This window comes from Confluentibacter citreus (genome assembly GCF_002807055.1).
Lineage (GTDB): Bacteria > Bacteroidota > Bacteroidia > Flavobacteriales > Flavobacteriaceae > Confluentibacter > Confluentibacter citreus.
In genome coordinates, this window is sequence record NZ_NIXN01000003.1 from 134,426 (window position 1) to 156,183 (window position 21,758).

Annotated in this window: 21 protein-coding genes; 6 read left to right on the top strand and 15 right to left on the bottom strand. The window is 32.9% G+C overall.

What is annotated here, in order from left to right; all coding sequences use genetic code 11:
* The first annotated feature begins 60 nt into the window (after window positions 1-60).
* Together CDH49_RS08215 and CDH49_RS08220 are read left to right on the top strand one after the other, a co-directional pair.
* Window positions 61-2,121, top strand: a complete 2,061-nt coding sequence (locus CDH49_RS08215; protein ID WP_100615029.1) for a response regulator — start codon at window positions 61-63, stop codon at window positions 2,119-2,121.
* A 433-nt stretch (window positions 2,122-2,554) separates the two neighbouring features.
* Window positions 2,555-3,040, top strand: a complete 486-nt coding sequence (locus tag CDH49_RS08220) for a hypothetical protein (protein ID WP_100615030.1) — start codon at window positions 2,555-2,557, stop codon at window positions 3,038-3,040.
* A gap of 70 nt (window positions 3,041-3,110) precedes the next feature.
* Here CDH49_RS08220 and hemL read toward each other — a convergent pair whose 3' ends face one another.
* From hemL to CDH49_RS08240, 4 genes are read right to left on the bottom strand one after another with little or no spacing between them, the layout of a single operon-like run.
* On the bottom strand, window positions 3,111-4,397 hold the full coding sequence (gene hemL / locus CDH49_RS08225) for a glutamate-1-semialdehyde 2,1-aminomutase (RefSeq protein ID WP_100615031.1): 1,287 nt from the start codon (window positions 4,395-4,397) through the stop codon (window positions 3,111-3,113).
* 3 nt (window positions 4,398-4,400) lie between these two features.
* Window positions 4,401-5,231, bottom strand: coding sequence for a glucosaminidase domain-containing protein (locus CDH49_RS08230; RefSeq protein WP_100615237.1), 831 nt, complete (start codon window positions 5,229-5,231; stop codon window positions 4,401-4,403).
* A gap of 4 nt (window positions 5,232-5,235) precedes the next feature.
* Window positions 5,236-6,126, bottom strand: a complete 891-nt coding sequence (locus CDH49_RS08235; protein ID WP_100615032.1) for a 1-aminocyclopropane-1-carboxylate deaminase/D-cysteine desulfhydrase — start codon at window positions 6,124-6,126, stop codon at window positions 5,236-5,238.
* Window positions 6,107-6,454 (bottom strand): hypothetical protein, encoded by a 348-nt coding sequence (locus tag CDH49_RS08240; RefSeq protein ID WP_100615033.1) that lies wholly within the window; start codon window positions 6,452-6,454, stop codon window positions 6,107-6,109. The genes CDH49_RS08235 and CDH49_RS08240 overlap by 20 nt, the downstream gene beginning before the upstream one ends.
* Before the next feature lie 50 nt (window positions 6,455-6,504).
* Between CDH49_RS08240 and CDH49_RS15720 the strand changes: the two genes are divergently transcribed.
* Both CDH49_RS15720 and CDH49_RS08245 read left to right on the top strand, forming a co-directional pair.
* The gene (locus CDH49_RS15720) at window positions 6,505-6,666 is read left to right on the top strand and encodes a DUF5522 domain-containing protein (protein WP_162296713.1); all 162 of its coding nucleotides are present in this window, start codon (window positions 6,505-6,507) and stop codon (window positions 6,664-6,666) included.
* A 149-nt stretch (window positions 6,667-6,815) separates the two neighbouring features.
* Entirely contained in the window at window positions 6,816-7,391 is a 576-nt protein-coding gene (locus CDH49_RS08245; RefSeq protein WP_100615034.1) for a DUF4136 domain-containing protein, read from the top strand.
* Between the two features lie 58 nt (window positions 7,392-7,449).
* Here the strand turns inward: CDH49_RS08245 and CDH49_RS08250 are convergent, their stop codons facing one another.
* Window positions 7,450-8,160, bottom strand: a complete 711-nt coding sequence (locus tag CDH49_RS08250) for an endonuclease/exonuclease/phosphatase family protein (RefSeq protein WP_100615035.1) — start codon at window positions 8,158-8,160, stop codon at window positions 7,450-7,452.
* Window positions 8,161-8,201: 41 nt separating this feature from the next.
* Window positions 8,202-8,957, bottom strand: a complete 756-nt coding sequence (locus tag CDH49_RS08255; RefSeq protein WP_100615036.1) for an enoyl-CoA hydratase/isomerase family protein — start codon at window positions 8,955-8,957, stop codon at window positions 8,202-8,204.
* 106 nt (window positions 8,958-9,063) lie between these two features.
* Here CDH49_RS08255 and CDH49_RS08260 point away from each other — a divergent pair, with 106 nt between their 5' ends.
* On the top strand, window positions 9,064-9,369 hold the full coding sequence (locus CDH49_RS08260; RefSeq protein ID WP_100615037.1) for a rhodanese-like domain-containing protein: 306 nt from the start codon (window positions 9,064-9,066) through the stop codon (window positions 9,367-9,369).
* 136 nt (window positions 9,370-9,505) lie between these two features.
* Here CDH49_RS08260 and CDH49_RS08265 read toward each other — a convergent pair whose 3' ends face one another.
* The 8 genes from CDH49_RS08265 to CDH49_RS08300 form a co-directional block, all read right to left on the bottom strand.
* A complete protein-coding gene (locus CDH49_RS08265) occupies window positions 9,506-10,156 on the bottom strand; it encodes a response regulator (RefSeq protein WP_100615038.1) in 651 nt (216 codons plus the stop codon).
* A gap of 9 nt (window positions 10,157-10,165) precedes the next feature.
* Window positions 10,166-12,112: a tetratricopeptide repeat-containing sensor histidine kinase gene (locus CDH49_RS08270; protein ID WP_100615039.1), complete on the bottom strand. Its 1,947-nt coding sequence runs from the start codon at window positions 12,110-12,112 to the stop codon at window positions 10,166-10,168.
* The gene (locus CDH49_RS15630) at window positions 12,109-12,294 is read right to left on the bottom strand and encodes a hypothetical protein (RefSeq protein ID WP_157805287.1); all 186 of its coding nucleotides are present in this window, start codon (window positions 12,292-12,294) and stop codon (window positions 12,109-12,111) included. The genes CDH49_RS08270 and CDH49_RS15630 overlap by 4 nt, the downstream gene beginning before the upstream one ends.
* A gap of 350 nt (window positions 12,295-12,644) precedes the next feature.
* Window positions 12,645-14,489 carry a PQQ-binding-like beta-propeller repeat protein gene (locus CDH49_RS08280; RefSeq protein WP_100615238.1) on the bottom strand — a complete coding sequence of 615 codons (1,845 nt, stop codon included), beginning with the start codon at window positions 14,487-14,489 and terminating at the stop codon, window positions 12,645-12,647.
* Window positions 14,490-15,059: 570 nt separating this feature from the next.
* Window positions 15,060-16,466, bottom strand: coding sequence for a fibrinogen-like YCDxxxxGGGW domain-containing protein (locus tag CDH49_RS08285; RefSeq protein WP_100615041.1), 1,407 nt, complete (start codon window positions 16,464-16,466; stop codon window positions 15,060-15,062).
* Window positions 16,467-16,553: 87 nt separating this feature from the next.
* Complete coding sequence (locus CDH49_RS08290) at window positions 16,554-18,059, bottom strand: hypothetical protein (RefSeq protein WP_100615042.1); 1,506 nt, start codon at window positions 18,057-18,059, stop codon at window positions 16,554-16,556.
* Between the two features lie 82 nt (window positions 18,060-18,141).
* Window positions 18,142-18,780 (bottom strand): hypothetical protein, encoded by a 639-nt coding sequence (locus tag CDH49_RS08295; RefSeq protein WP_100615043.1) that lies wholly within the window; start codon window positions 18,778-18,780, stop codon window positions 18,142-18,144.
* A 47-nt stretch (window positions 18,781-18,827) separates the two neighbouring features.
* Window positions 18,828-19,328 carry a T9SS type A sorting domain-containing protein gene (locus tag CDH49_RS08300; RefSeq protein WP_157805289.1) on the bottom strand — a complete coding sequence of 167 codons (501 nt, stop codon included), beginning with the start codon at window positions 19,326-19,328 and terminating at the stop codon, window positions 18,828-18,830.
* A 270-nt stretch (window positions 19,329-19,598) separates the two neighbouring features.
* Between CDH49_RS08300 and CDH49_RS08305 the strand changes: the two genes are divergently transcribed.
* On the top strand, window positions 19,599-20,780 hold the full coding sequence (locus CDH49_RS08305; protein WP_100615045.1) for an AraC family transcriptional regulator: 1,182 nt from the start codon (window positions 19,599-19,601) through the stop codon (window positions 20,778-20,780).
* A gap of 2 nt (window positions 20,781-20,782) precedes the next feature.
* On the opposite strand, the gene CDH49_RS08310 is transcribed toward CDH49_RS08305, so the two are convergent.
* Entirely contained in the window at window positions 20,783-21,748 is a 966-nt protein-coding gene (locus CDH49_RS08310) for a GSCFA domain-containing protein (protein WP_100615046.1), read from the bottom strand.
* Window positions 21,749-21,758 lie beyond the last annotated feature (10 nt).

Genomic DNA, 21,758 nt, shown 5'->3' on the forward strand with positions numbered 1-21,758 from the left:
TTTTAAAAATCGTCAGAATAAACAGTATCTTTAGGAATACAACCAAACTAAAATGCTGCAATGCCAAAAAATTTAATAAAAAATAGATTTTTAAATTTCTTGCCCATTACCTCTTTTTTGGTTCTTGTTACATTAATTCTTATTGTATACAAAATTGCTTTAGACAGGCATCATTCTTTAGTAAAGGCGCAAGTTTATGAAACTGGCGCTCTATTGTCTAAAGAGTTGAAGAACATAGTTAATTCCGATATATCCAATCTTGAAAATCTTAAATACAGGTTAGAGTTTACAAATGGTAGCTATTATGAGAATTGGGAACATGATGCCAATTTATTATTAAAACAGAATGCCTCCTTTATATTTATAGAATGGATTGATAGTTCAATGATCATTAAAAAAATCAATCCCTACAAAGAGAATGTTGAAGCCCTAGGCTTAGATATTTCAACTCTTGATTACAGAAGGGATGAATGGATTAAACATTCCAAAAATGGCAAAACCAATATAACATCTTGGCTAAAACTTACGCAACAGGGACACTCCTTTCTTGTTGATGTACCTGTATATTTCAATGATCGGTTTCAAGGAACCATAACAGGCGGCATGGATTTTAGTACAAACTTCAATAGATTTGTTAATTACCTAGAAAACCAGTACAGTATCGAACTTTATGACGACAAAGGAAATCTATTTTATGAAGTAAACCGAGATATAAAACATAAAACTAAAAGAGATATTGTTTATACTACTAAAATAGAAGTAGATGAATCGGATAGACAATCCTGGCATTTAAACGTATTCCCTACTGAAAAATTATTATTGGAAGAAGCCTTATACACTAAAAATATGGCCTTTATTGTTGGTCTATTTTTATCTATTATTGTGTCTCTACTTGTCCATTTTTACTTAAAAGCACAAAAAGGCAGTATACTTGCCAAGAAATCCAATTTAGCTTTAAAAAGAGCTAACAAGAATCTTAACAATGCTCGAAAAAATGCAGAAAAAGCATCACAAGCTAAAACAGATTTTCTGTCGAATATGAGTCATGAAATAAGAACACCATTGCATGCCATTCTAGGGTTTATTCAATTATTAAAAAATAGTAAATTAAACAAAACAAATAGAGAATATATCGATTTAATGGATATGTCTTCCAGCAACCTCTTAAATCTTATAAATGATATTCTAGATATAGACAAAATAGAATCGGGCAATATCGAATTAAACGAAATGGTATTCAACCCCTTGGAGAAAATAAAAGAACTTGTAGAGATCAACCAATTTCTTTTCTTGAAAAAGAATTTATATTTAAAAACAAATTTAAAAAACACATTAGGTTTAAACGTTTTAGGGGATCAAAACAAAATGCTTCAAATTACAAGCAACATCCTTAAGAATGCCTTGAAGTTCACCAATAAAGGAGGCGTTTTGTTGACGTATAGCGAAATAGAATTAGAGAATGAATTACTTCAAACACATATTATTATTGAAGACACAGGGGTTGGCATTGCAGAAGATAAAATTGATACTATTTTTAACAGGTTTACACAAATTGATATCAGTACAAAAAAACAATATGAAGGCAGTGGTTTAGGATTGGCCATTTCTAAACATTTAGTAACTATGATGGGTGGAGAAATATCTCTTGAAAGTGAACCAAATATAGGCTCAAAATTCAAAATATCCCTCACATTTAAAATTGCAAAAAATCAGGAAAAGGAACATTTAATAGACATTAAAAAAAATATTAATCTACCAGATCTTAAAGTTTTAATAGTTGATGACAATAATGTGAATATTATTGTTCTAAAAAAACTTCTTGAGAGTATAGGCGTAAAAGCCGATACAGCAGAAAATGGAAAAATTGCTTTACAAAAAGTACAACAAAAAAATTATCAATTAATTTTCATGGACATACATATGCCAGAAATGGATGGTTTTGAGGCGACAAAATTGATAAGAAATCAAAATAAAGAGGTTATTATTTTTGGTCTTTCGGCCAATGTTACTACTGAGGCCATCAATAAAGCTATCTTTAGTGGAATGAACAACTACCTTCCAAAACCCTTTGAAAAAGAGCTACTTTATAAAATGCTACTATTTCACTTTAACAAAGGTTAATTTACTTGATCATTTTTAACACAAAAAAACCCCATAACTTAAGAATTATGGGGTTTTTACTAACTAACCAACTAAACTTTATTAATTTACTATTAAACCAAATAATTTTTTGACTATTTTATGTTTTAAATAAATTCTTATACAAATAGACAAAATTAGTTCGAAGTGTTAAAATCAATTTAGAAATGTTTAACACTATTCCTTTAAATTTTACATTTTTATTAAGAATAATAAATTTAAAGTGTTAAATTTTTAAGATATTGTTACTCATGTTTTTTTCTCTTAATGTTGTTATTACTGTGAATAGCCAACATAACTCCTTCTCTTTAAAAAACTTAACTCTTGTTAATTTAGAGTTAAAAAAGGTATATGCCTTAAACCATTGAAATTTTATAAAGTCTTACTAGCAAACAAACCCATAATACTATAAGACATGAAAAAATTATTATTAATTACCTTAACTTTAATATCTATTCAAGGTATCGCTCAACAAAGAATGCAACGTCCAGAGAGAAAAGAAATATCTCAGAAAATGATGGTGCTAACACCTGAAGAGTCTGCTGGATTACAAACCAAAAGAATGACATTACATTTAGATTTAAATGAATTCCAACAAAAAGAAATCTATAAAATAAATTTAGCAAATGCCACTAAAAGACAATCAACTATGGAAGCCAATAGGGCCAAAAGAGAAAGTGGCACTATAGAGAAACCTACCAAAGAGGCCTATTTAAGAAGAGCAAATGATAGATTAGATGACCAAATTTCTACAAAACTAAAAATGAATATCATTTTAAATGCTGAGCAACGCGCAAAATGGGACAACGCTCAAGCACACATGGAAAATAGATTTGACAAAGTGATGAGACATAACAAACGCTTTGCACAAAATAATAATTTTAGAAATAGAAGATTTTAAATTGAGTTATTGATTTTAGTTAGATTCTAAGTTTAGTGATTAAAGCATTTCCTTCCGGAAATGCTTTTTTTTATAAAGTCTTAGCTACATTATTGATAGCATTAATAGTATAGTCTAGATCCTCGTAGGATAACGCATCAGTGATAAACCAAGTTTCAAAAGCACTAGGCGCAATATAAATGCCTTCATGCAACAACCCATGAAAGAACTTTTTAAACCTATCATTGTTACCATTCGCAGCCGTTTCCAAATCAATAACAGCATCTTTATCAAAGTGAACGGAAATCATGGAGCCAACTCTGTTTATGGTATGGACAACCTTATTTTTATTCAAAACATTAGCAATCCCTGTATGTAAATATTCGGTTTTTTCATTCAATCGATTAAAAACCTCTGCATCATTATTTAATTCTGTAAGCATCGCCAACCCTGCAGCCATAGCTAAGGGATTTCCACTTAATGTTCCCGCTTGATAAACGGGACCAACAGGCGCTAAATAATTCATGATTTCTTCTCTTGCCGCAAACGCACCTACTGGTAGCCCTCCTCCTATTACTTTTCCGAAACAAACAATATCCGCCTCGATATTATAAAGCTCTTGAGCACCACCTTTAGCCAATCTGAAGCCAGTCATCACCTCATCAAAAACCAATAGAATATTATTGGCATCACATAATTCCCTTAATGCCTGTAAAAACCCTTCTTTAGGAGGCACACAACCCATATTGCCAGCAACCGGCTCTATAATAATACAAGCAATTTCATTGGGATTGGCTTCAATTAATTGTTTGACGTTTTCAATGTCATTGTATCTCGCAAGTAAGGTATCTTTTGCAGTGCCTTTTGTAACACCGGGACTATTGGGTGTTCCAAACGTACTGGCACCACTACCTGCTTGGATTAAAAATGAATCGCTATGCCCATGGTAACACCCAGCAAACTTGATTATTTTATCTTTATTGGTGTAACCTCTCGCTAATCTAACGGCACTCATACAGGCTTCCGTTCCAGAATTAACAAACCGAATTTTATCAATATTTGGCACCATAGAAACTGCCAATTCCGCTATTTTGGTTTCAATTTCCGTAGGCATACCAAAAGAAGTGCCTTTTTTAGCCTTTTCTATAACGGCATCAACAACTGGCTGATACGCATGACCTAATACCATCGGCCCCCAAGAATTGATATAATCAATTAAACGGTTACCATCTTCATCATATAAATAAGCACCTTTTGCTTCTTTTACGAAAATTGGAGTTCCCCCTACACCTTTAAAAGCTCTTACTGGCGAATTAACACCTCCGGGAATAACGCGTTCTGCCTCAGCAAACAAGGCACTACTTCGTTTGTAAATCATATATTAAAGGTTTTTTGATGGTTTTATCAATAATTCCTGTCCGATGCTCAATGCATTGTCTCTTAAACCATTCATATCTTGAAGTTCTTTAACCGTCATATTATACTTTTTGGAAATAGAATACAAAGTATCCCCTTTTACCACGGTATATGTGGTACTTCCTGTTTTATTGGATACCACGGTTTTTTCATATTTATAGCCAACAACGGCTTCATCTAATTTATGCAACTCATAACGCTCTATGAGGCTAATTAATTTGTCCGGATATTTTCTATCGGTTGCATAACCCGCCGCTTTTAATTCTTTAGCCCAAGCCTCGTAATCATTCTTTTTTAAATTGAACAACTTTGAATACCTAGGCCTTGTGGTTAAAAACAGAGAATGGTCTCTATAAGAATATTTAGCATCCACATATTTTCTGAAACATTCTTGCGCAGCATCATCGTCATGATGAATTCTGTCCCCCGTCCAATCATGACATTTGATTCCAAAATGGTTATTAGCCTCTACAGAAAGCCTTCCTTTCCCTGAATTAGACTCCAGAATACCTTGTGCTATGGTAATACTAGCTGGAATGCCATACAAACGCATTTCTTCTTGGGCAATCGCACTAAATGTGGCTATATAATCTTCAGTAGAACTTATAGGTTTATTAGTTTCTGTGTTATTGGTTTGTTCTTTGTTTTCTCTAATTACAGGTTTATCCTCAGACTTTTCCTGAATGACAACACGCTCTGTATTTGTTTTTCTAGGATCTTTTTTTCTAGCTGCTTCTTTTTTAGAACCACAGCTAAACACCATACATGCTACTAATATAAGCACTACTTTGTTCATGTCTTTATTCAATTAACGGTAAGTTTTTTTGTTTTAATGTATTATTCATACCTTCTATACCTTGCAATCCGCCGGTATGTATGGCTAAAATTCTTGACCCTTTTGGAAAATAGCCTTTTTGAATTAAATCAAAAATCCCAAACATCATTTTTCCAGTATAAACGGGGTCTAACTGAATATGTTGTTGTTCTTTAAACGCATTTATAAAACGAATTAACTCCAAATTAATTTTGGCATACCCCCCAAAATGATAATCCGTGATAAGTTTCCAATTAGGTTTGGATACAAATTTACTAATATCTTCTTGTAAAAAAGAACCTTTTAAGGCAGGAAAGCCTAAAACTTGTTGACTAGGTTGTGAACAATTTATGAGTCCACTAACAGTCCCACCCGTCCCAACTGAAGTACATATATAATTAAAATCTACATCCATTTCAGTTAATATTTCCTCGCAACCTTTTACAGCTAACACATTTGTTCCGCCTTCGGGAATTATATAATAATCCTGATAGTCATTTATTAATTTATCTGTTCTATAAGCTTCCCTTGTAACAAATTCGAATTGCATACCATGGTTTTTCGCAAATGAAAGCGTCGCATTATCATCTATTCTGTCTTTTAACTCATCTCCCCTAATGATGCCCAAGGTTTCGAAACCAAACATGTGTCCGGCATAAGCAACGGCCGCAATATGATTGGAATAAGCACCGCCAAAAGTGAGTAGTTTTTTAAAGCCTTTTTTTTGAGCTTCTTCAATATTATATTTCAGTTTTCTGTATTTGTTGCCCGAAACGAATGGATGGATCTCGTCTTCACGTTTTAAAAATAATTCAACACCGAATTCAGGAGGTAAATTAATTTTCTGGTTAAGGCTTTTATGTAATTGGAACATCATGGTTGCGAATATACTGTAAAAAACACCAAAAAGACCTGTGATTTAGATAGTCTAAATTCGATTCATTTTTATAAGCCTCACGTTCAAACGAAATGTTTCTATAAGCTAAATGCCATGTTTTATATTGATACAATCTCACTAAAAATTCAACAATATAAAACACATAAAAGGGTACAATTAACAACTCCCATTGTTGTCTTAAATGAATTTTTTCATGGTTCAACAAACAAGTATCCTTTCTTAAATGCGTATGCTTTAAAAACACAAATGGAAAAAAAGCAAAGCCAGTATAACCTTTGGGCACTAAATATTTAGAAACTACAACCATTCGTTAACACGTTCAAAAAATAATCGAATTTACATTATCTTTGTTATATTATGAAGAAAATAATACCTGTTGAAGAAGATGATTTTTACCTAACACCCGAAGGTTACAGGTGCTTTACGGAACAATATCTTTTAAAACGAGGGTATTGTTGTGAAAGTGCTTGTAGACATTGCCCCTATGGCTATGATAAAAAAAATAGTTATAGAAATTAGATTTGGAATCCCTTAAACCCCAATCGGTTGGTATGATTCTTGATGCTAATAGAAATACTGAAAGTGTTTTAAAACCATTGCTATGAGTGTTTTAACCTTATGATTTCAGGAAAAAATTGTTAAAAAGAAAATTTAAAAACTAAACTACTATGAAAAATGTATTCAAAACCGTGCCGCTTTTAGTTGTTCTATTTGTGGTAACATCATGCAGCTCTGTGCGTGTAGCAACAGATTACGATAAAAACGCCAATTTTGGGGCATACAAAACATTTGCCTTTTTTAAAAATGGCATCGATAAAGCCGAAATCAACGATTTAGATAAACGCCGCATTCTTCGCGCAATAGAAACTGAGCTTTTAGCCAAAGGTTTTACAAAATCTGAAAACCCTGATTTGTTAGTGAGTATTTTTACCAAGTCCAACCAACGTGTTGATGTTTACAACAACAATTGGGGCATGGGCGGCTGGGGCTGGGGAGGCTTTGGTCCATGGGGTATGGGTGGTTTTTACGGTCCTGGTTGGGGCTGGGGTTGGAACCAACCCAACGTATCTACCAGTACAGAAGGTGTTCTGTTTGTAGATTTATTGGATGCCAATAAAAAAGAATTGGTTTGGCAAGGTATGGGAACTGGATTTTTAAGCAGAAATATGGAACAAAAAGAAGAACGTATTAAAGAGTTTGTTTCAAAGATTATGCAAAAATATCCTCCGGGAGCACAACAATAATGACAACACAAAAAAGCAACTTTCTCAAGTTGCTTTTTTGTTTTTATGGTTATTTTGTTCAGTTCTCAAATTCACAAATTACTGGTTTATGGTCGCTTAATTGGGTCCAAGTTTCATATTTTCCAATAGAGACGTATTTTAGCCGATTGATAAAATAATTGGACGCAAAACAAAAATCAATGTGATAAGGTCTTTCTATTTTTCGATGCATAAATAAAGTTGCATTACTTTCTTTTCCTTGTTCTTCGTTGTAAAATAAATGATAAACACTTTCTATTCCTATGTCTTTTAATTTATAAACAATATTTGAATGATTTGCCTCTCTATTTTTCTTGTCCCAAATCGAACTACTGTTAAAATCTCCTGCTATTATTACTTTTTCGTTGCTTAATAATTCTGAATAGTAGTTTATAGCATTCCAAGTATGAGTTCCATAATTGTCACTGCTTTTCGGTTTTTGGCACCAAATTGCTATTAAAACAAACTCAAGGTCATTACTTTTTATAGACAATGGTATTACGTATCTAAAGTCAGGATTATGTAAGTAGGATATTGATATTTTAAAATCTGAATATGAATAAACCCCTATTCCTTTGTTTGGATTGTCTCCGTACCAAAAAACATCATTTGGTAAAGTCATGCCTTTTTTAAACCTTAATTTTTCGGGACTTTCACTTTCAGGAACAATAATTATATCTGGATTTTCATTCAGTATAAATTCAGCTTTTTTTCTGAAAGACATATTACAATTCCAAGTAATGATTTTCAATTTGAGTTCTAATATTTAATGCACGCCAACTTATTTAAAACCTACCTAAACCGTTTTAAAGTTGATTTTGTGAAATCGCTTAAAACCAAAATACCACTAATTTTAGCTCTTTCAATCAGCAAGGTATCCCAATGTGCGGTACCTTCCCAAAACACGGTTTTCATTTGTTTTAAAGCTTTGGGGTTGTAAGCACTTAGTTTTTCTGCTAAAACTTTCACGGCGTCATCTAAAGCTTCAACCGTTTCAAAAACATCAGCATATAAGCCTTTTTCTTTTGCCCAGTCCGCAGAAAAAAACGTTTCAGCATCTATGGTCATTTGGGACATGGCCGCTAAACCTATTTTTCGAGAAACAGCTGGTTCTATCACAAAAGGGCCAATACCAATACTCAATTCACTTAATCTTATAGAAGCATATTTGGTTGCCAAACAAAAATCTGTCGCCGCCGCCAAACCAACACCGCCCCCAACCGATTTCCCTTGAACACGACCAATAATTAATTTTGGACACTTACGCATGGCATTAATGACATGTGCAAAACCAGAAAAAAAAGCTTCTCCCTTTTCGGCATCATTTACCGCAATAACTTCGTTAAAACTTGCCCCGGCGCAGAAGGTTCTATCACCACCACTTTTTAAAACAATCACGTTAATAGCGTCGTTGTTTCCAGCTGCAACGATAGTTTCTTGTAACTGAGATAAAATATCACTAGGCATTGAGTTCCGATTTGGATGGAAAAATTCTATATATCCAACCCTATTTTCAATTAAAAGTTTTACGTAAGATTCCGTTTCCATTTGCAGCTTTCAGAATTAAAAATCGAAGATACTGAAAAAAATGCTGGTAACTATTGTTACATTGAGTTTGTAATTAAATCGCGTATTTTGTCAAAAAATAAAAATTATGGGACTATTGGATTTTTTTCTAAAAAACAAAGAAGAAGACATTAAAGGTTTTCTTAAAAAAGGTGCTATTATTATTGATGTTAGAACAAAAGCCGAATATAGCCAAGGTGCCATAGCTGGTTCTAAAAATATACCCTTGCAAATAATTGATTCTAAAATAGATGACATTAAAAAACTGAATAAACCAATTATAACCTGTTGTGCCAGTGGTATGCGTTCTGGATCTGCTGCTAGTATTTTAAAACGCCATCATATTGAAGTTATAAACGGTGGTGGTTGGGCAAGTTTGAAAACAAAACTATAACCGAGATTATTGGACATAAAAAAACATTAGTTTTCTTCGACAGAGAAGTCTAACTAATGTTAGTGACTAATTCAAATGTTTTTACAAATATAGCCCCATAAAGCCGAGCAGATATTATCTAAAGGTTAAACTAAGTTTATATAATATGATTCTTTTTGGCTTTTTCTACAGCTTCTAATTTATTGTGCACCTGTAATTTTTTATAAATATTTTCAATATGCTTTCTAATGGTCCCTGTAGATAAAAAAAGATGCTCTGCAATGACGTTATAGCTTAAGCCTTTACTTAATTGCTCTAATACTTGTATTTCCCTTTCGGATAGTTTTATATCTTCCAGCGTATCTTTACAATTAAAATCTATGGGGTTTCGAAGTAGTTTTAAGGTTTTCATGGCTATGGAAGGGTTCATGGCTGCACCTCCGTTTAACGTTTCTAAAATCCCTTCATGCAAATCCTTAGGGTTAATTTCCTTTAATAAATAACCATCTGCGCCAGCTTTTATGGCATTAAAAATATTTTCATCATTATCAAAAACAGTGAGCATTATGATTTTAATGTGCGGATACTTTTGCTTGACAATCTCCGTAGTTTCAATACCATTTAAAACTGGCATTTCAATATCCATGAGGATTAAATCGAGGTTATGATTGGTTTGTAATTGGGTTAGTAAATCAGAGCCATTATTGGCAGTAAATCGAACACTTAGATCTTCAAAAAAAGACAGTTTTTCTTTTACGGCGTTAATCAAAAAAACATTATCGTCTACAATGCCAATTTTTACACTCATAACTTAAAATCATATAGTTAATACTATGTTGCTACCTTTATTAATCTGACTTTCCATAACAATATGTGCCCCCATATCTGCTGCTCGCTTTTTCATATTGTTGAGTCCGTTTCCAAGCTGAATCTCATTTATATTAAATCCTACACCATCATCAGAAATTGAAATTTCTAAATGATTATTAACCTTTTTGAACGATACCATAATAGTTTTAACTTCAGCATATTTTAAAGCATTATTAATGGCTTCTTGAATGATTCTGTACATATTCATGCCTTGAACCGATGTGAAGGTAATGTCTTTGTTTAATTCTGAATCGACATTGAATTCAAAAGCCGTTTCATCAGAAGCTATATTGGCTTTCTCTATAAAATTTGTAATGCGTGTTTGTAAATCCTCTAAAGAAATTTCATTTTTATTCATGGCCCAAATGGTATCACGCAATTCATAAATGGTTTCTTTGGTAAATGCACTGATACTAGTTAATTTATTGGTTAACTTTTCATTAGTGATTTTAAAGCCATACTGGAGATTTTCAATAGACGATATAATAAAGGTAAGTTGCGCCCCTATATTATCATGCAAATCGCGTGAAATGGTTAAACGCTGTTCTTGTAAGCTGTTTTGGGTTTCAATTTTAATTAAAGCTTCTTTTAATTCGCCTTCTTTTTGTAGTTGCTGGTTTTTTAGTTTTTGTTGTTTGTAAACCAAATAACCTAACAAAGACAATACAAGGGCTAAAATACCTAAACCTATAATTTGAGTGTTTTTTTGATTTATATCTAATTCTTTTTCAGCGATATTGGCACGCTGCGCGAGAATTTCCTTTTCACGTTCAGATGCGTTGTACTTTTCTTGAACATCTAAAACTTCCTTGGTTATTCTTTCATTAAAAATGGAATCTTGAATGCTATTGTACTTGTTTTGATAATGAATGACACTATCTGTATTTTTCCTAAACGCATAATAAGACAACAATGAGGCGTATGCATTCATCTCTAATTCCTTCGCTTCTATTTTTTTTGAAATATCTAGCCCAAACCGTAATTGGTCTTCAACATTATTAATGTCACCATTAGAAAGGTATAGACTTCCTAAATTGATAGCTGCACTGGCAACTCCATAATTATCGCTAAGATTTGTTCTTAGTGTTAATGATTTGTTATACATTTCAATCGCTTCAGCAAACTTTTTTTGTCCTTTAAAAACGGAACCTAGATTGTTATATAAGGTGGATAATTCCCGTTTTAAACCTTGTTTTTCGGCTATCTCGATTCCTTTTGCATAATAATTTAAAGTTTGAGTGGTATCTTTTAAATATAAATAAGCATTACCAATGTTGGTGTAAGATATTGTTAAGCCTTCATAATCATTAATTTGCTCATAGGTCTTGGCCACTTCAAGATGCGTAGCTAGAGCCCTTTTATACTGTTTAAACTCCTGATAAATGTTGGCAATATTATTTTTTATAAGAGCAGCATATCTACTATGATTTTTAGCTTCATATATTTTTAAAGCATTTGTGGCATGGTAAATGGCTGAATCCATTTTAAAAATTCGTTGGTACGAAATCCCTAATTTATTATTGATAGCAGCCAGACCCATAGAATCTTGTATGCTTTCTCTATAAGCCAATGTTCTTTTATAATAGGATATGGATTTTGTATAATTGGAAGAATCGTAATATAAAATGCCTAAATCGTTATACGCTTGTGCTTCGCCACTTTCGTTTTTTGTTTTCTGGGAAAGCTTTAATGCCGTATTTCCATAATAAAAAGCAGAATCAATGGAAACATCTCGGTAATACCAACACAAATCGCTATAGGCTTTTATCTTGAGGGAATCAGTAGGATTTTTGGATATGACTTGTTTTAAACTATCAATAATTTTTAATGCCTCTTGCGAATATGTAGGAAAGTTAAAAATCACGCATATGGTCAAACAAAGAACTTTCTTCATATTGAATTAGAATTTAAAAGTAACCTTTGCACTTCAATAAGTTCTTTACTAATTTCAAAAAACCGATTAAAAAGGTTTAGTTCTAAATTAGTTGCCAATGACATATGTCCATTAATAATTTTCCCTTTAGTCATCTCTTTTTTTAAGTTTTTTTCCAGTGTTGTATATTTTTCTTTACCCATACTATTTAATTTGATAGTATGCCTATATATATAGATTATAAAAATAACCAATACGATAATGGAGCCGTAAATAGCTATACTAAAAAGCAAATTAAACATCATAATGAAAATATTGAATAATAAAGAGTGTTTTTAATGTTTAGATGAATAATTAGCATAAAAAAACACCAATCACAAATCATTTTTTAATGATTATCGCAACTGATGTTTATTTTCAACTGATTAATAGCAAACTAAAAATAATTTAATATGTTGAACCTCAACTAATTTTTCGATTAAGTGTTATTAAAAAAAGATTAAGCGTAATAAAAATTCATCACGCCTAATCAAACAAATCTCAACAACAAGATTTATTTTTGCAGATTATAGGAATAAATACTATTGGCGCTTGCTTTATAATACAAAAAGCCACCAAATTCATCTACTTCGTACTCTGGTTTTTTATCTTTTAACACTATTTCTTTATCAACTTTACCTGAATCTTTACTCACTTTCGCTAAACCAACACCATCATCTAACTTCGTTAAGATAAACTGAGCATCTTGCGTTGCCGCAGTAGCTTTAAAACGCTTGCTCATTTCGGCAAACGAAGCCGATCCAATGGCCGCATACATATCTGATTCACGTTTCATTTGTGCACCATAATCATTATACTGCCCAATGGCATTTTTATTTGCTCCAGCTTGATATGCCGCAGCACTTGCCATGGCGGTAGATGCTACTGCTAAAGCTCCAAGAGCTATTTTTGCAAAGGTGCTCTTGCCTGGCGACGCATAATACTCGTGAAACTTTTTACTTCCATCAAAATTAAGCATCATCACATTTTGATCGGATGATAAAAGTAAACCGTCATTCCGAACTTCTAAATGTGTTGGATCCTCCTTTTCCTCAAAGGCATAGGTTGCCAACGTACTAATATCTCCAGAATTTTCATCTATAGCAATCATTTCCTCCCCAGTGCTTATTAAATAGCGTTTATGAGCGGCATCATACGTACTTGTTACAGCCTTCGCTCTTTTGTATTTTATGGGCTTGTTCCAAATAGGCTCGCCTGTTGTTAAATTTATAATGTTGGCATCTTCATCAGTAATGTAAATTACGCCTTGTTTTGTTAACGCCATGGTGTGTATATTTTCACCCGTACTTAATGGTTTTTTAAATAATGTTTGCCCTTCAAATGAAATTTTATTGATACCCCCTTCATAAATACCAAACAAAATACCATCATCCATGACATAGAAATGCTGCACATAGCCTTTTGTTTTAGGAGCTTTTTCCCATAAATCCTCACCTGTAGTGGATGACAAAAATGAAATATTGCTTTGTCCTTTAGCGGCTAAAACCGAATTACCACCAGAGACAACATCACTAACAATAGCCAATCCTTTTGGTGTTATCTGAAAATTGGAAACAGTGCCTTTCACCTTATTACCATCTGCCCACATGGCTGTTCCAGAGGAACTTACTTTGTGAACTTCTTGGTTTTTTCCACTATTTAAGCTTACAAAAGCATACATTGATTTGCCATCTTCTGCTGGTTCAACAAAGGCTACATTTTTCAGCTTCATGGTCCAACTCTCATTACCTGTTGCCAAATCAATTCGTGTTAAGCCTTTTCCTGTTGGTATAATCAATCCACCATCAATAATACTTGGTCTGCCCACCATCATATCAAACCCTTTTAATGTAAAGAGTTTTTCTTCTTTACCGGTGGCCATATCATAAATACCAACCGCCTGGGCAAAATCTTCTTTTGATGTACGTTGTCCAGTGACAATTAATTTGTTTTCAGGTAAAATTAATGTAGGTTGCGCAGCAGCTTTCCATCCATTGGCTTTGGTATCGAACACACGTTGCCCAGAAACAACGTCTATAACACTTTGTTTTGCAGAGATACCACCAAAACCTGCTTGTCCTACCATGACATAGGGAGAATTAGGTACAATGTTAAGTTCTTCCTCTTTCACTTTTCCGTAATCGTCAAAGTTAAACACCAAGCCTTCCTGTCCCGGTTTTATACCTGCTAACCCACTTCCGTGTGTTACTAATAATACTCCAGAATCAGTAAGTATCATTTTTTCAATATTGCCACCCAGGTCGTATTTGTAGTTGGGTGTTTCAGATTTTTGCGCCTGTACAATATGTATTGACAGTACAGTCGCAAATAATAAAATTAATTGATTTAAATTTTTCATTGTTGAATTTGTTTTATGGTTAATAGCAAACCAAAATTGCAACTTAGAAAACATGAAATCAATACGATGAATTACGTATTTTAATAACTAAGTAATATTAAAAATAAAAGGTTGCCTTAAATTAAGACAACCTTTTATAACTGTGTGATAAAATTATCAATCAAAATTAAACCCCTCAATAAATAAAAAAACTGATAATAGCATATCAACAAATCTCTATATTTGAGAATTATAGAGTGTTTTAATATTTCGTAAATACAATGTAAACCTATTGATAAAAATGCATTTTATAAAGCTTACAAATAAGTCTAATGGGGTTTTTAAACGAATCAGTAACAATTTTAATGAATCAATAACAATTCACATAAATTAGTAAGCCTTAAATTAAGCCTAATGCAATACATTTCTTTTTGAACATTTTTTGATTGAAAGAAATATCCAATATTCTAAACTCATTTAAAATCGAATACTGGTAAGTTTATATGATTCCAAAAAGAAAGGTTGACTTAATAAGTCAACCTTTCTCAATATTTTATATTTAATTTTTTATTATTTTTCTAAATCAAATTCCTATCTAATCCAAGTTGAAAACCAAGCGTCTCTTGGATTGGAATTTTTTCTTCCAGTGCCCAAATCCGCAAACCAATGTACACCATTAGTATAATTAACTGAATGGTACATTCTTGGCCATCCCACCGCAGCACCAGCACAACAATAAGCCCAAAGCCAAGAACCAGAATTTACTACAAACGTAGAAGAAGCACCATTCGCCCAAGTTGAGGCCCCATTAACATCTGTAGCGGTGCTACGCAATGCGCCTATAGCCAAGGGAGAGGTAGACGTTGTTTTGTGGGCATAAGAAATGGACGAATTTCCTGCTCGTAATTGAACATCTGTAGATAATTTAGCCATTTCAATAACATGAGCTTTGGGCAAATACCCCAAAACATCTGGAGATGTAAGCGTGTTAGATTCTGGTGCCGCAGTTGTGCCTGCCCCAACATTTAATAACATCCAGCCACCACCATCTGTGGTCATATCTGCGTAAATTTGAAAAGGCATCCCATCATTGATATTTGAATTTTTAATATAATAAATACCATCAACTGATGACTCATGGTCTGCTTTTATTTGTTTGGCACTTATGCCAGCTGTCTCGGGGGTTAAACCATCTAAATTAGATAAAATAATTTTTCCATTCACAGATAATCCTACACTAGAAGCCAAAGCTCCGTATTGATTAACTTGTTCGTTAGCGTTAATTGAAAGGCGTCCATTATTATTTATTGTAGGAACATATGTCTGAGATAAAACAGTAATTTCATCAATACTACCTGATCTTATATAAATATCCATTCTGTCAAAACTAGGCGAAAATCCTAATATCGATGCTGATGGACTCATTGGATTTAAATAATTAAATTTTGACAAATCGGGGTTTATCCACATCTCCGTTTTATTCAAATTATAATCTATTCTAACAACAACAAAATTTTGTGCACTTAATCTTGATGTGGAAGAACTATTATTCGTAAGAGAATAAATAGACATAAAAGAACCACCTCCAGCGCCAATCATACCCGTATAGGTTGTTCCATCATAAAGTCTAATTTGAGGAGTACCTCCACCTCCAGATGCTTCAAAAACCGATATAAATTGAAAATAAACAACTCCTTCGCTTTGTAAGGGTATTGATCTTCTTAAAGCCGCAATCTGATTGCAAGATCCATAACACGAAAAATCAAATTCAGCTTTAAGACCAGTTGTTGTTAATCCAGGATAAGTAAATCCAGTTGTAGACGTTTTTAAGTATCTATCCATATAAGCTTTCGTCCAAGGATTTGTCCAACCTGCACCACCATTAGCATTTAGTAATGAAGAACCACTGGTATAATTAAAACCTTCATATGCTATAAGATTAAAACCTGATGGGATTGTTTGCGCATTTCCTGAAAAAAAGACACCCACGAAAACCATACATAATAAGCGAAACCTATTTGAAATTTTGTTTAAAAGAATCCTGTTAAATATATACATCTAATTAACTTTTAAAATATGGGTTATTTAATGATAAAAATCCATTTGAATTCTATCTCCAGTTGTTAAAACATACCCTCCATTACTTACTGGGATGTAAGTTAATGTCGTTCCAATGACACTATAAGCCGCATTACTTATTCTAATTCCATTGACATACATTTTCACCTTACTATTCAAAGAAGGCGTTTGTGTTAAAGTAAAACTTGTTTGTGAAGCTGTTGCTAAAAACTCATCCACAACTTCTGTAACCGGCGTGGCCGTATTTACAGCATTATTCACAAATTCTGTTGTTGCAATTTGGGTTGTATTTGTTCCATCGGTTGCTGTAGGTGCCAATGGTGTCCCGGTAAATGTTGGAGATTCTAAATCAGCTTTCCCTATTTCTATTTCATTGATTGCATCTACTAGACTTGACTTGTCAATGGTTGTTAAATTAGTTAAATCGCCTATATTTGCTGTATTAGTAGCAATGCCGGAGATTTCCTGATCGCCAGTATTGGTACCTGTTATTGCCTCCAATTTTGTTTTCTCAGCGGTTGTATAATCTTCTGTCGACAAGGCTTTACCTAATACCTTATCCACTTTTAGATCTAAAACGGTTTGTGTGGCTGTTGAAACTGGTTTGTTGACATCTGATGTATTATCTACATTACCCAATCCCACCATACCTTTATCAATTCCTGAAACGGTTCCGGTAAATGTTGGGGAATTCAAGTCGGCCTTTAAATTTAATGCAGTTTGTGCCGCAATTTCATTAGCATCTACATCCGATTGAATCGTAGCTATGGCTACTGAAGCTGCCGCTTGGTTAGCATCAACATCCAGCTGAAGGTTATCTATATTGGCTTGAAGTATCGTGTCCGCTAAAATACTAGCAGCTTCGTTATTATCAACGTCCGTTTGTACTGCAGCTATGGCTGAGGTAATTGACGCTTCGCTTGCATCGATATCTGCTTGAACATTATCAATACTGGCCTGAAGTGCTATGTCTGCTAAAATACTAGCCGCTTCGTTGGTGTTAACATCAGCTTGAATTACGGATTCAGCATTTGTGGCTCTTGTAATCTCAGCTAAAATACTGGCCGAGTTATCTAAAATGGCTTGTGCATCTTGACCAAGGGCAGGTTGCGGCATAAATGTTAATTCTTGCTCACTTAAAGGAGTGAAATTGCTACCTGTTCCAGAAAAATCAATGTCTACTTTTAATTTTTTTGAGAAACCACCCCATACAATATCTCCAAAATATGAAGAACCTATTCTTGTTCCATGACCTATAAGCAAATTTATCATGCCATAAGCATCGGTTTTTGTTTGATGATACTCTTGGTACTCCGAGTTATTGGAATCATTAATAATAGTAAACCTAACAACAACAATTCTATTTGCCAAAATACTAGTTTGTGCATTTGCCCCAGGTAGTTCTTTTTCATTTGGGTTCAAAATGACTGCTTGATAACTAATTCCTGGTGTTTGTGAAAAACCCTGTAAACTAGCAACAATCAATAAAAGTAAGAGTATTATTTTTTTCATAAGATTAGGGGTTAGAGGATTGCTTTATTTTTGTAGATTATGATTTTCGGTTTCTATGGCTGTTGAGTAAATGATTAATAAACTAGTCTTTGAAAAGTTCTATGAATACTCCAAAACTGATGTTATGGCTTTCAATCCTTAAAGATTCATAATCACTATTACTGGATTGATTTAAACTTTTTCCATAAATATATTGCACATAAAAAGCCAATTCGCTGGAAACTGGGTGCAAGAAACCTGCCCCTGCTTTAAAACTGAACATGGCATTTTTGAAATCATCTTCATTTTTAAGGTTAATTAAGTTATTATTTAAGCTCTGGGTACCTTGAAGTAAAAATCCAGTAGAAAATATCCCTTTTAGATAAAATTCTGTTTTGTTAATAGCAAATAAACTATAATCCAAACCAGCATTAAGTTCTAAATAGTTAACATTCCATTCCATGATGCCTTCCAGAGTACCGTCGCTTCCTATGGCTCCATACCCAGAATAACCAATTCCAAAAGAGCCATTCAATCTTTCAATAGATGCAATACTACCCCGATATCCCAGAGTCATGAAATTATGGTTGGTAGCCTGCAAATTATCTAGTGTTCCGCCTTGAGAATTCTTATAATCAAATGATGAAGACGTTTTACCTATTTCAAGGTATAACTGTTGTGCTGATGCTATAGTTGTTACCACAAAAAATAACAATAATTGTAGGGTTAGTTTAGTATTCATATTATTGGTGTTGATTTAAAGTATGTTTCTAACTATTTACAGAAGTTCTATTTTTTTATGATTTTGGAAATGAACTGTTTGCGATTAGCAATGGTCTTAAAAATGTATTCTCCAGATGACAACCAACCTAATATTATATCTATTTGTTGATCAGACTTATAACTTTTTGAATACACTTGAGCTCCCAAAATATTATATACCGATATATGAATGTCATCTTTAATGTCTTCATTAAAAACTAATGAGATCTGTTCCTCAAAAGGATTCGGATATACGCTTAGCTGTAGATTTAAGGGTATATTTTTTTCCATAATTTTAGATAATACGTCGGGCTGAATAAAACCTTGACGGAAGATATAATCCCCATCACCAATTGTACCTATAACACTTGACTGTCCAATACTTTGCTGAATTACATAAATATTACCTTCATTAGCTATTTCTTCTGAAGCTCCTGAAGCTCCAGTAGTTGATCGGACTAAATTTGATTGTGACGAAACTTGATGCTGAAAAGCACAGCAAAAGCACACTAGGAGTGATAATTTCATAAGTAGGTTTTGATGATTAGTTAGGGACACATTTTTCAATCAAACATATTTCACTCTGCGAGTGTAAACATACCAATAAAAATGCATTTAAACGATAAAAACAAACATTTTATCGTTTTTTTAATTAAATCAGTAAGTATTTTAATTAATCAGTAAGATAAAAACCGTTTAAGTGCATAAAAATCCCAATTAGTCATAAATTACATCCATTAAAAACTCTTTATTAATTTACTATTTTTACATACTAACTAAAATACCACCCATTAAAAATTGATAGAATCATTTTTATTTTTGTTCACTAGCATCGTTGGCATTGTTACTATTGCTTTAATGATAACTTCTTATAAATCCAACCCTTTTTACAATGTCTTTTTATTGTTAATCATTGTAATAGTATCTTTTCGCTTTTTCATTCATGGGAGTTATGAATTGGGCATACAGACCTTTTTAGAACCAAAAAAAGGCCCTCCATCCATACTGTATTTAATTCTTATTCCATGCTTTTTTTTATATTACAAAAGTCTAGTGCGTCAAAAAAAGGCATACAGTCCCAAAGATCTAAAGCATTTTATTTTTATTATATTCCTGTATGTCATTAATACCGATACAACATTAAAGGAAAGTTTTCTATTTCATTATGGATCCATCACCAATTTTATTTTAATAGGAGTATTTATACTGTTCTACCTAGTATTAATATTTAGATTATTAAGTAATAACATTTGGTTTAAAAAAGATATCCCCATAAGTGATATCCATTTTAGTTTGATTAAAAACTGGTCCATCTATTTATTTACTCTCAATGTATTGGGGTCTATAGCGTTATTGGCTTCCATTTATAGAGAGGTCAATTCTGAATCTATGATTTCCGGAAAATCAATGGCTCCTTTTATATTGGTTTTTTGGTTATTTATCTTTTTTAAAATCTTAATCTCTCCTGAAATATTATACGGATTACCTATCCTTAACAAAAAACTTCTCAAGTTTACGCCTCCTATATTAGATACGGAGCAAAATTTAGAATCTACAAACAAAAACTGGATATTAGAACCTGAGTCAAAACAGAATCATCAAGATTTAAAATTACAAGAAAAAATCAGGTCCAATATTTCTGGATATATAAATGAAATTGAAAAATTGAGTCATGAAGAATGTATCTTTAGAAATCCCAAAGCTTCTTTTACCGATATTGCCAATAAATTAGGCGTACCAACAAGCCATATTGTGTATTTATTTAAATACCACTCAAGCATCTCTTTTTCGGAATTCCGTATGCATTCTAGAATAAAAGATAGTCTTAATTTAATCGACCAAGGTTATTTAAAAACCAATACTCTGGAGTCTTTAGCCTACAAAACAGGATTCGCCTCTTACAACCCATTTTTTAGTGCTTTTAAAAAAGTAACCACTTATTCACCACAAGACTATTTAAAGTTTAAAAAACAGTCTTAGTTTTAAAATGTGATATGCGTATATTTTTTTTGAACCTCCAATTTATGAGATTCTAGTTTTTTAAGAAATTCTTGATGTGCCTCTGATTTCTGATGGAACGGTTTGTGCAGTAATCCTTTTTGAATGGTATCAATAACATCCATTGTTTTAAAGGCTTCCGCTAAAATCCAAACTTGTTGAAACTTTTCCCAAATATAATTGATGGCCGTTTGATTTGGATGCAACATATCTTCAGCATAAAAACGGTAATCACGAAGTTCGTCCATTATAATTTCGTAAGATGGAAAATAAACCAATTGATAATTGCCTGTTAATAATTGATTTTTAATAACTTGATGAATAGCCGTGATTAAATGTGACTTGCTTTGTGTGTTTTCAACAAACCCATCTTTAATATGACGCACAGGCGAAACCGTAAAAATGATGGATGCTTTGGAATTTACCGCATGTATTAAACCTACAATGGTTTCCAGCGACTTCGTAATATCATCAACCGACAATAATTCTTTCACAAACTGTTTTTGGGCCACTTTATGGCAATTGGCTACCACAGTATTGGTTTCAACAAAACGATACACCCACGATGTTCCTAAGGTGATGATGATATGTGTTGATTCGTTGATTTGTTGATTTGTGGAATCGAGTAATTCGTTTAAAGAATTTAAAAAGGTTTCCTTATTTGGATTTGATAATTCGGAATGCACTTCAAAGCAATGCCACAAATCATTATTAAAAAAAATATCGTTTTCCGTGAAATAATGTTGATTTAAACTTCTTTGAACAATCTTTGCCAACGAAACTGGATTGAAAATAATTCCAAACGGATTTTGAAGGTTTTGAAACTTGAAATACGATAACTTCTCGCCTATATTTTCAACAAAACAAGACCCTAATAAAAGAACATTAGAATGATAGTCTATGAGATTTTCAGACTGCTTTGTTAATGGTATTTGGGTTTGGAGTTTCATCTTATCTCGC

What these genes read in the sequence shown, in the direction of transcription:
- CDH49_RS08255 (WP_100615036.1), bottom strand. Translation starts at nt 8,957, where the DNA reads ATGGAAACGGAATCTTACGTAAAACTTTTAATTGAAAATAGGGTTGGA.
- CDH49_RS08295 (WP_100615043.1), bottom strand. Translation starts at nt 18,780, where the DNA reads ATGAATACTAAACTAACCCTACAATTATTGTTATTTTTTGTGGTAACA.
- CDH49_RS08230 (WP_100615237.1), bottom strand. Translation starts at nt 5,231, where the DNA reads ATGAACAAAGTAGTGCTTATATTAGTAGCATGTATGGTGTTTAGCTGT.
- CDH49_RS08290 (WP_100615042.1), bottom strand. Translation starts at nt 18,059, where the DNA reads ATGAAAAAAATAATACTCTTACTTTTATTGATTGTTGCTAGTTTACAG.
- CDH49_RS08300 (WP_157805289.1), bottom strand. Translation starts at nt 19,328, where the DNA reads ATGAAATTATCACTCCTAGTGTGCTTTTGCTGTGCTTTTCAGCATCAA.
- CDH49_RS08260 (WP_100615037.1), top strand. Translation starts at nt 9,064, where the DNA reads ATGGGACTATTGGATTTTTTTCTAAAAAACAAAGAAGAAGACATTAAA.
- CDH49_RS15630 (WP_157805287.1), bottom strand. Translation starts at nt 12,294, where the DNA reads ATGGGTAAAGAAAAATATACAACACTGGAAAAAAACTTAAAAAAAGAG.
- CDH49_RS08280 (WP_100615238.1), bottom strand. Translation starts at nt 14,489, where the DNA reads ATGAAAAATTTAAATCAATTAATTTTATTATTTGCGACTGTACTGTCA.
- hemL (WP_100615031.1), bottom strand. Translation starts at nt 4,397, where the DNA reads ATGATTTACAAACGAAGTAGTGCCTTGTTTGCTGAGGCAGAACGCGTT.
- CDH49_RS08235 (WP_100615032.1), bottom strand. Translation starts at nt 6,126, where the DNA reads ATGATGTTCCAATTACATAAAAGCCTTAACCAGAAAATTAATTTACCT.
- CDH49_RS08240 (WP_100615033.1), bottom strand. Translation starts at nt 6,454, where the DNA reads ATGGTTGTAGTTTCTAAATATTTAGTGCCCAAAGGTTATACTGGCTTT.
- CDH49_RS08270 (WP_100615039.1), bottom strand. Translation starts at nt 12,112, where the DNA reads ATGAAGAAAGTTCTTTGTTTGACCATATGCGTGATTTTTAACTTTCCT.
- CDH49_RS08220 (WP_100615030.1), top strand. Translation starts at nt 2,555, where the DNA reads ATGAAAAAATTATTATTAATTACCTTAACTTTAATATCTATTCAAGGT.
- CDH49_RS08265 (WP_100615038.1), bottom strand. Translation starts at nt 10,156, where the DNA reads ATGAGTGTAAAAATTGGCATTGTAGACGATAATGTTTTTTTGATTAAC.
- CDH49_RS08245 (WP_100615034.1), top strand. Translation starts at nt 6,816, where the DNA reads ATGAAAAATGTATTCAAAACCGTGCCGCTTTTAGTTGTTCTATTTGTG.
- CDH49_RS08310 (WP_100615046.1), bottom strand. Translation starts at nt 21,748, where the DNA reads ATGAAACTCCAAACCCAAATACCATTAACAAAGCAGTCTGAAAATCTC.
- CDH49_RS08215 (WP_100615029.1), top strand. Translation starts at nt 61, where the DNA reads ATGCCAAAAAATTTAATAAAAAATAGATTTTTAAATTTCTTGCCCATT.
- CDH49_RS08285 (WP_100615041.1), bottom strand. Translation starts at nt 16,466, where the DNA reads ATGGTTTTCGTGGGTGTCTTTTTTTCAGGAAATGCGCAAACAATCCCA.
- CDH49_RS15720 (WP_162296713.1), top strand. Translation starts at nt 6,505, where the DNA reads ATGAAGAAAATAATACCTGTTGAAGAAGATGATTTTTACCTAACACCC.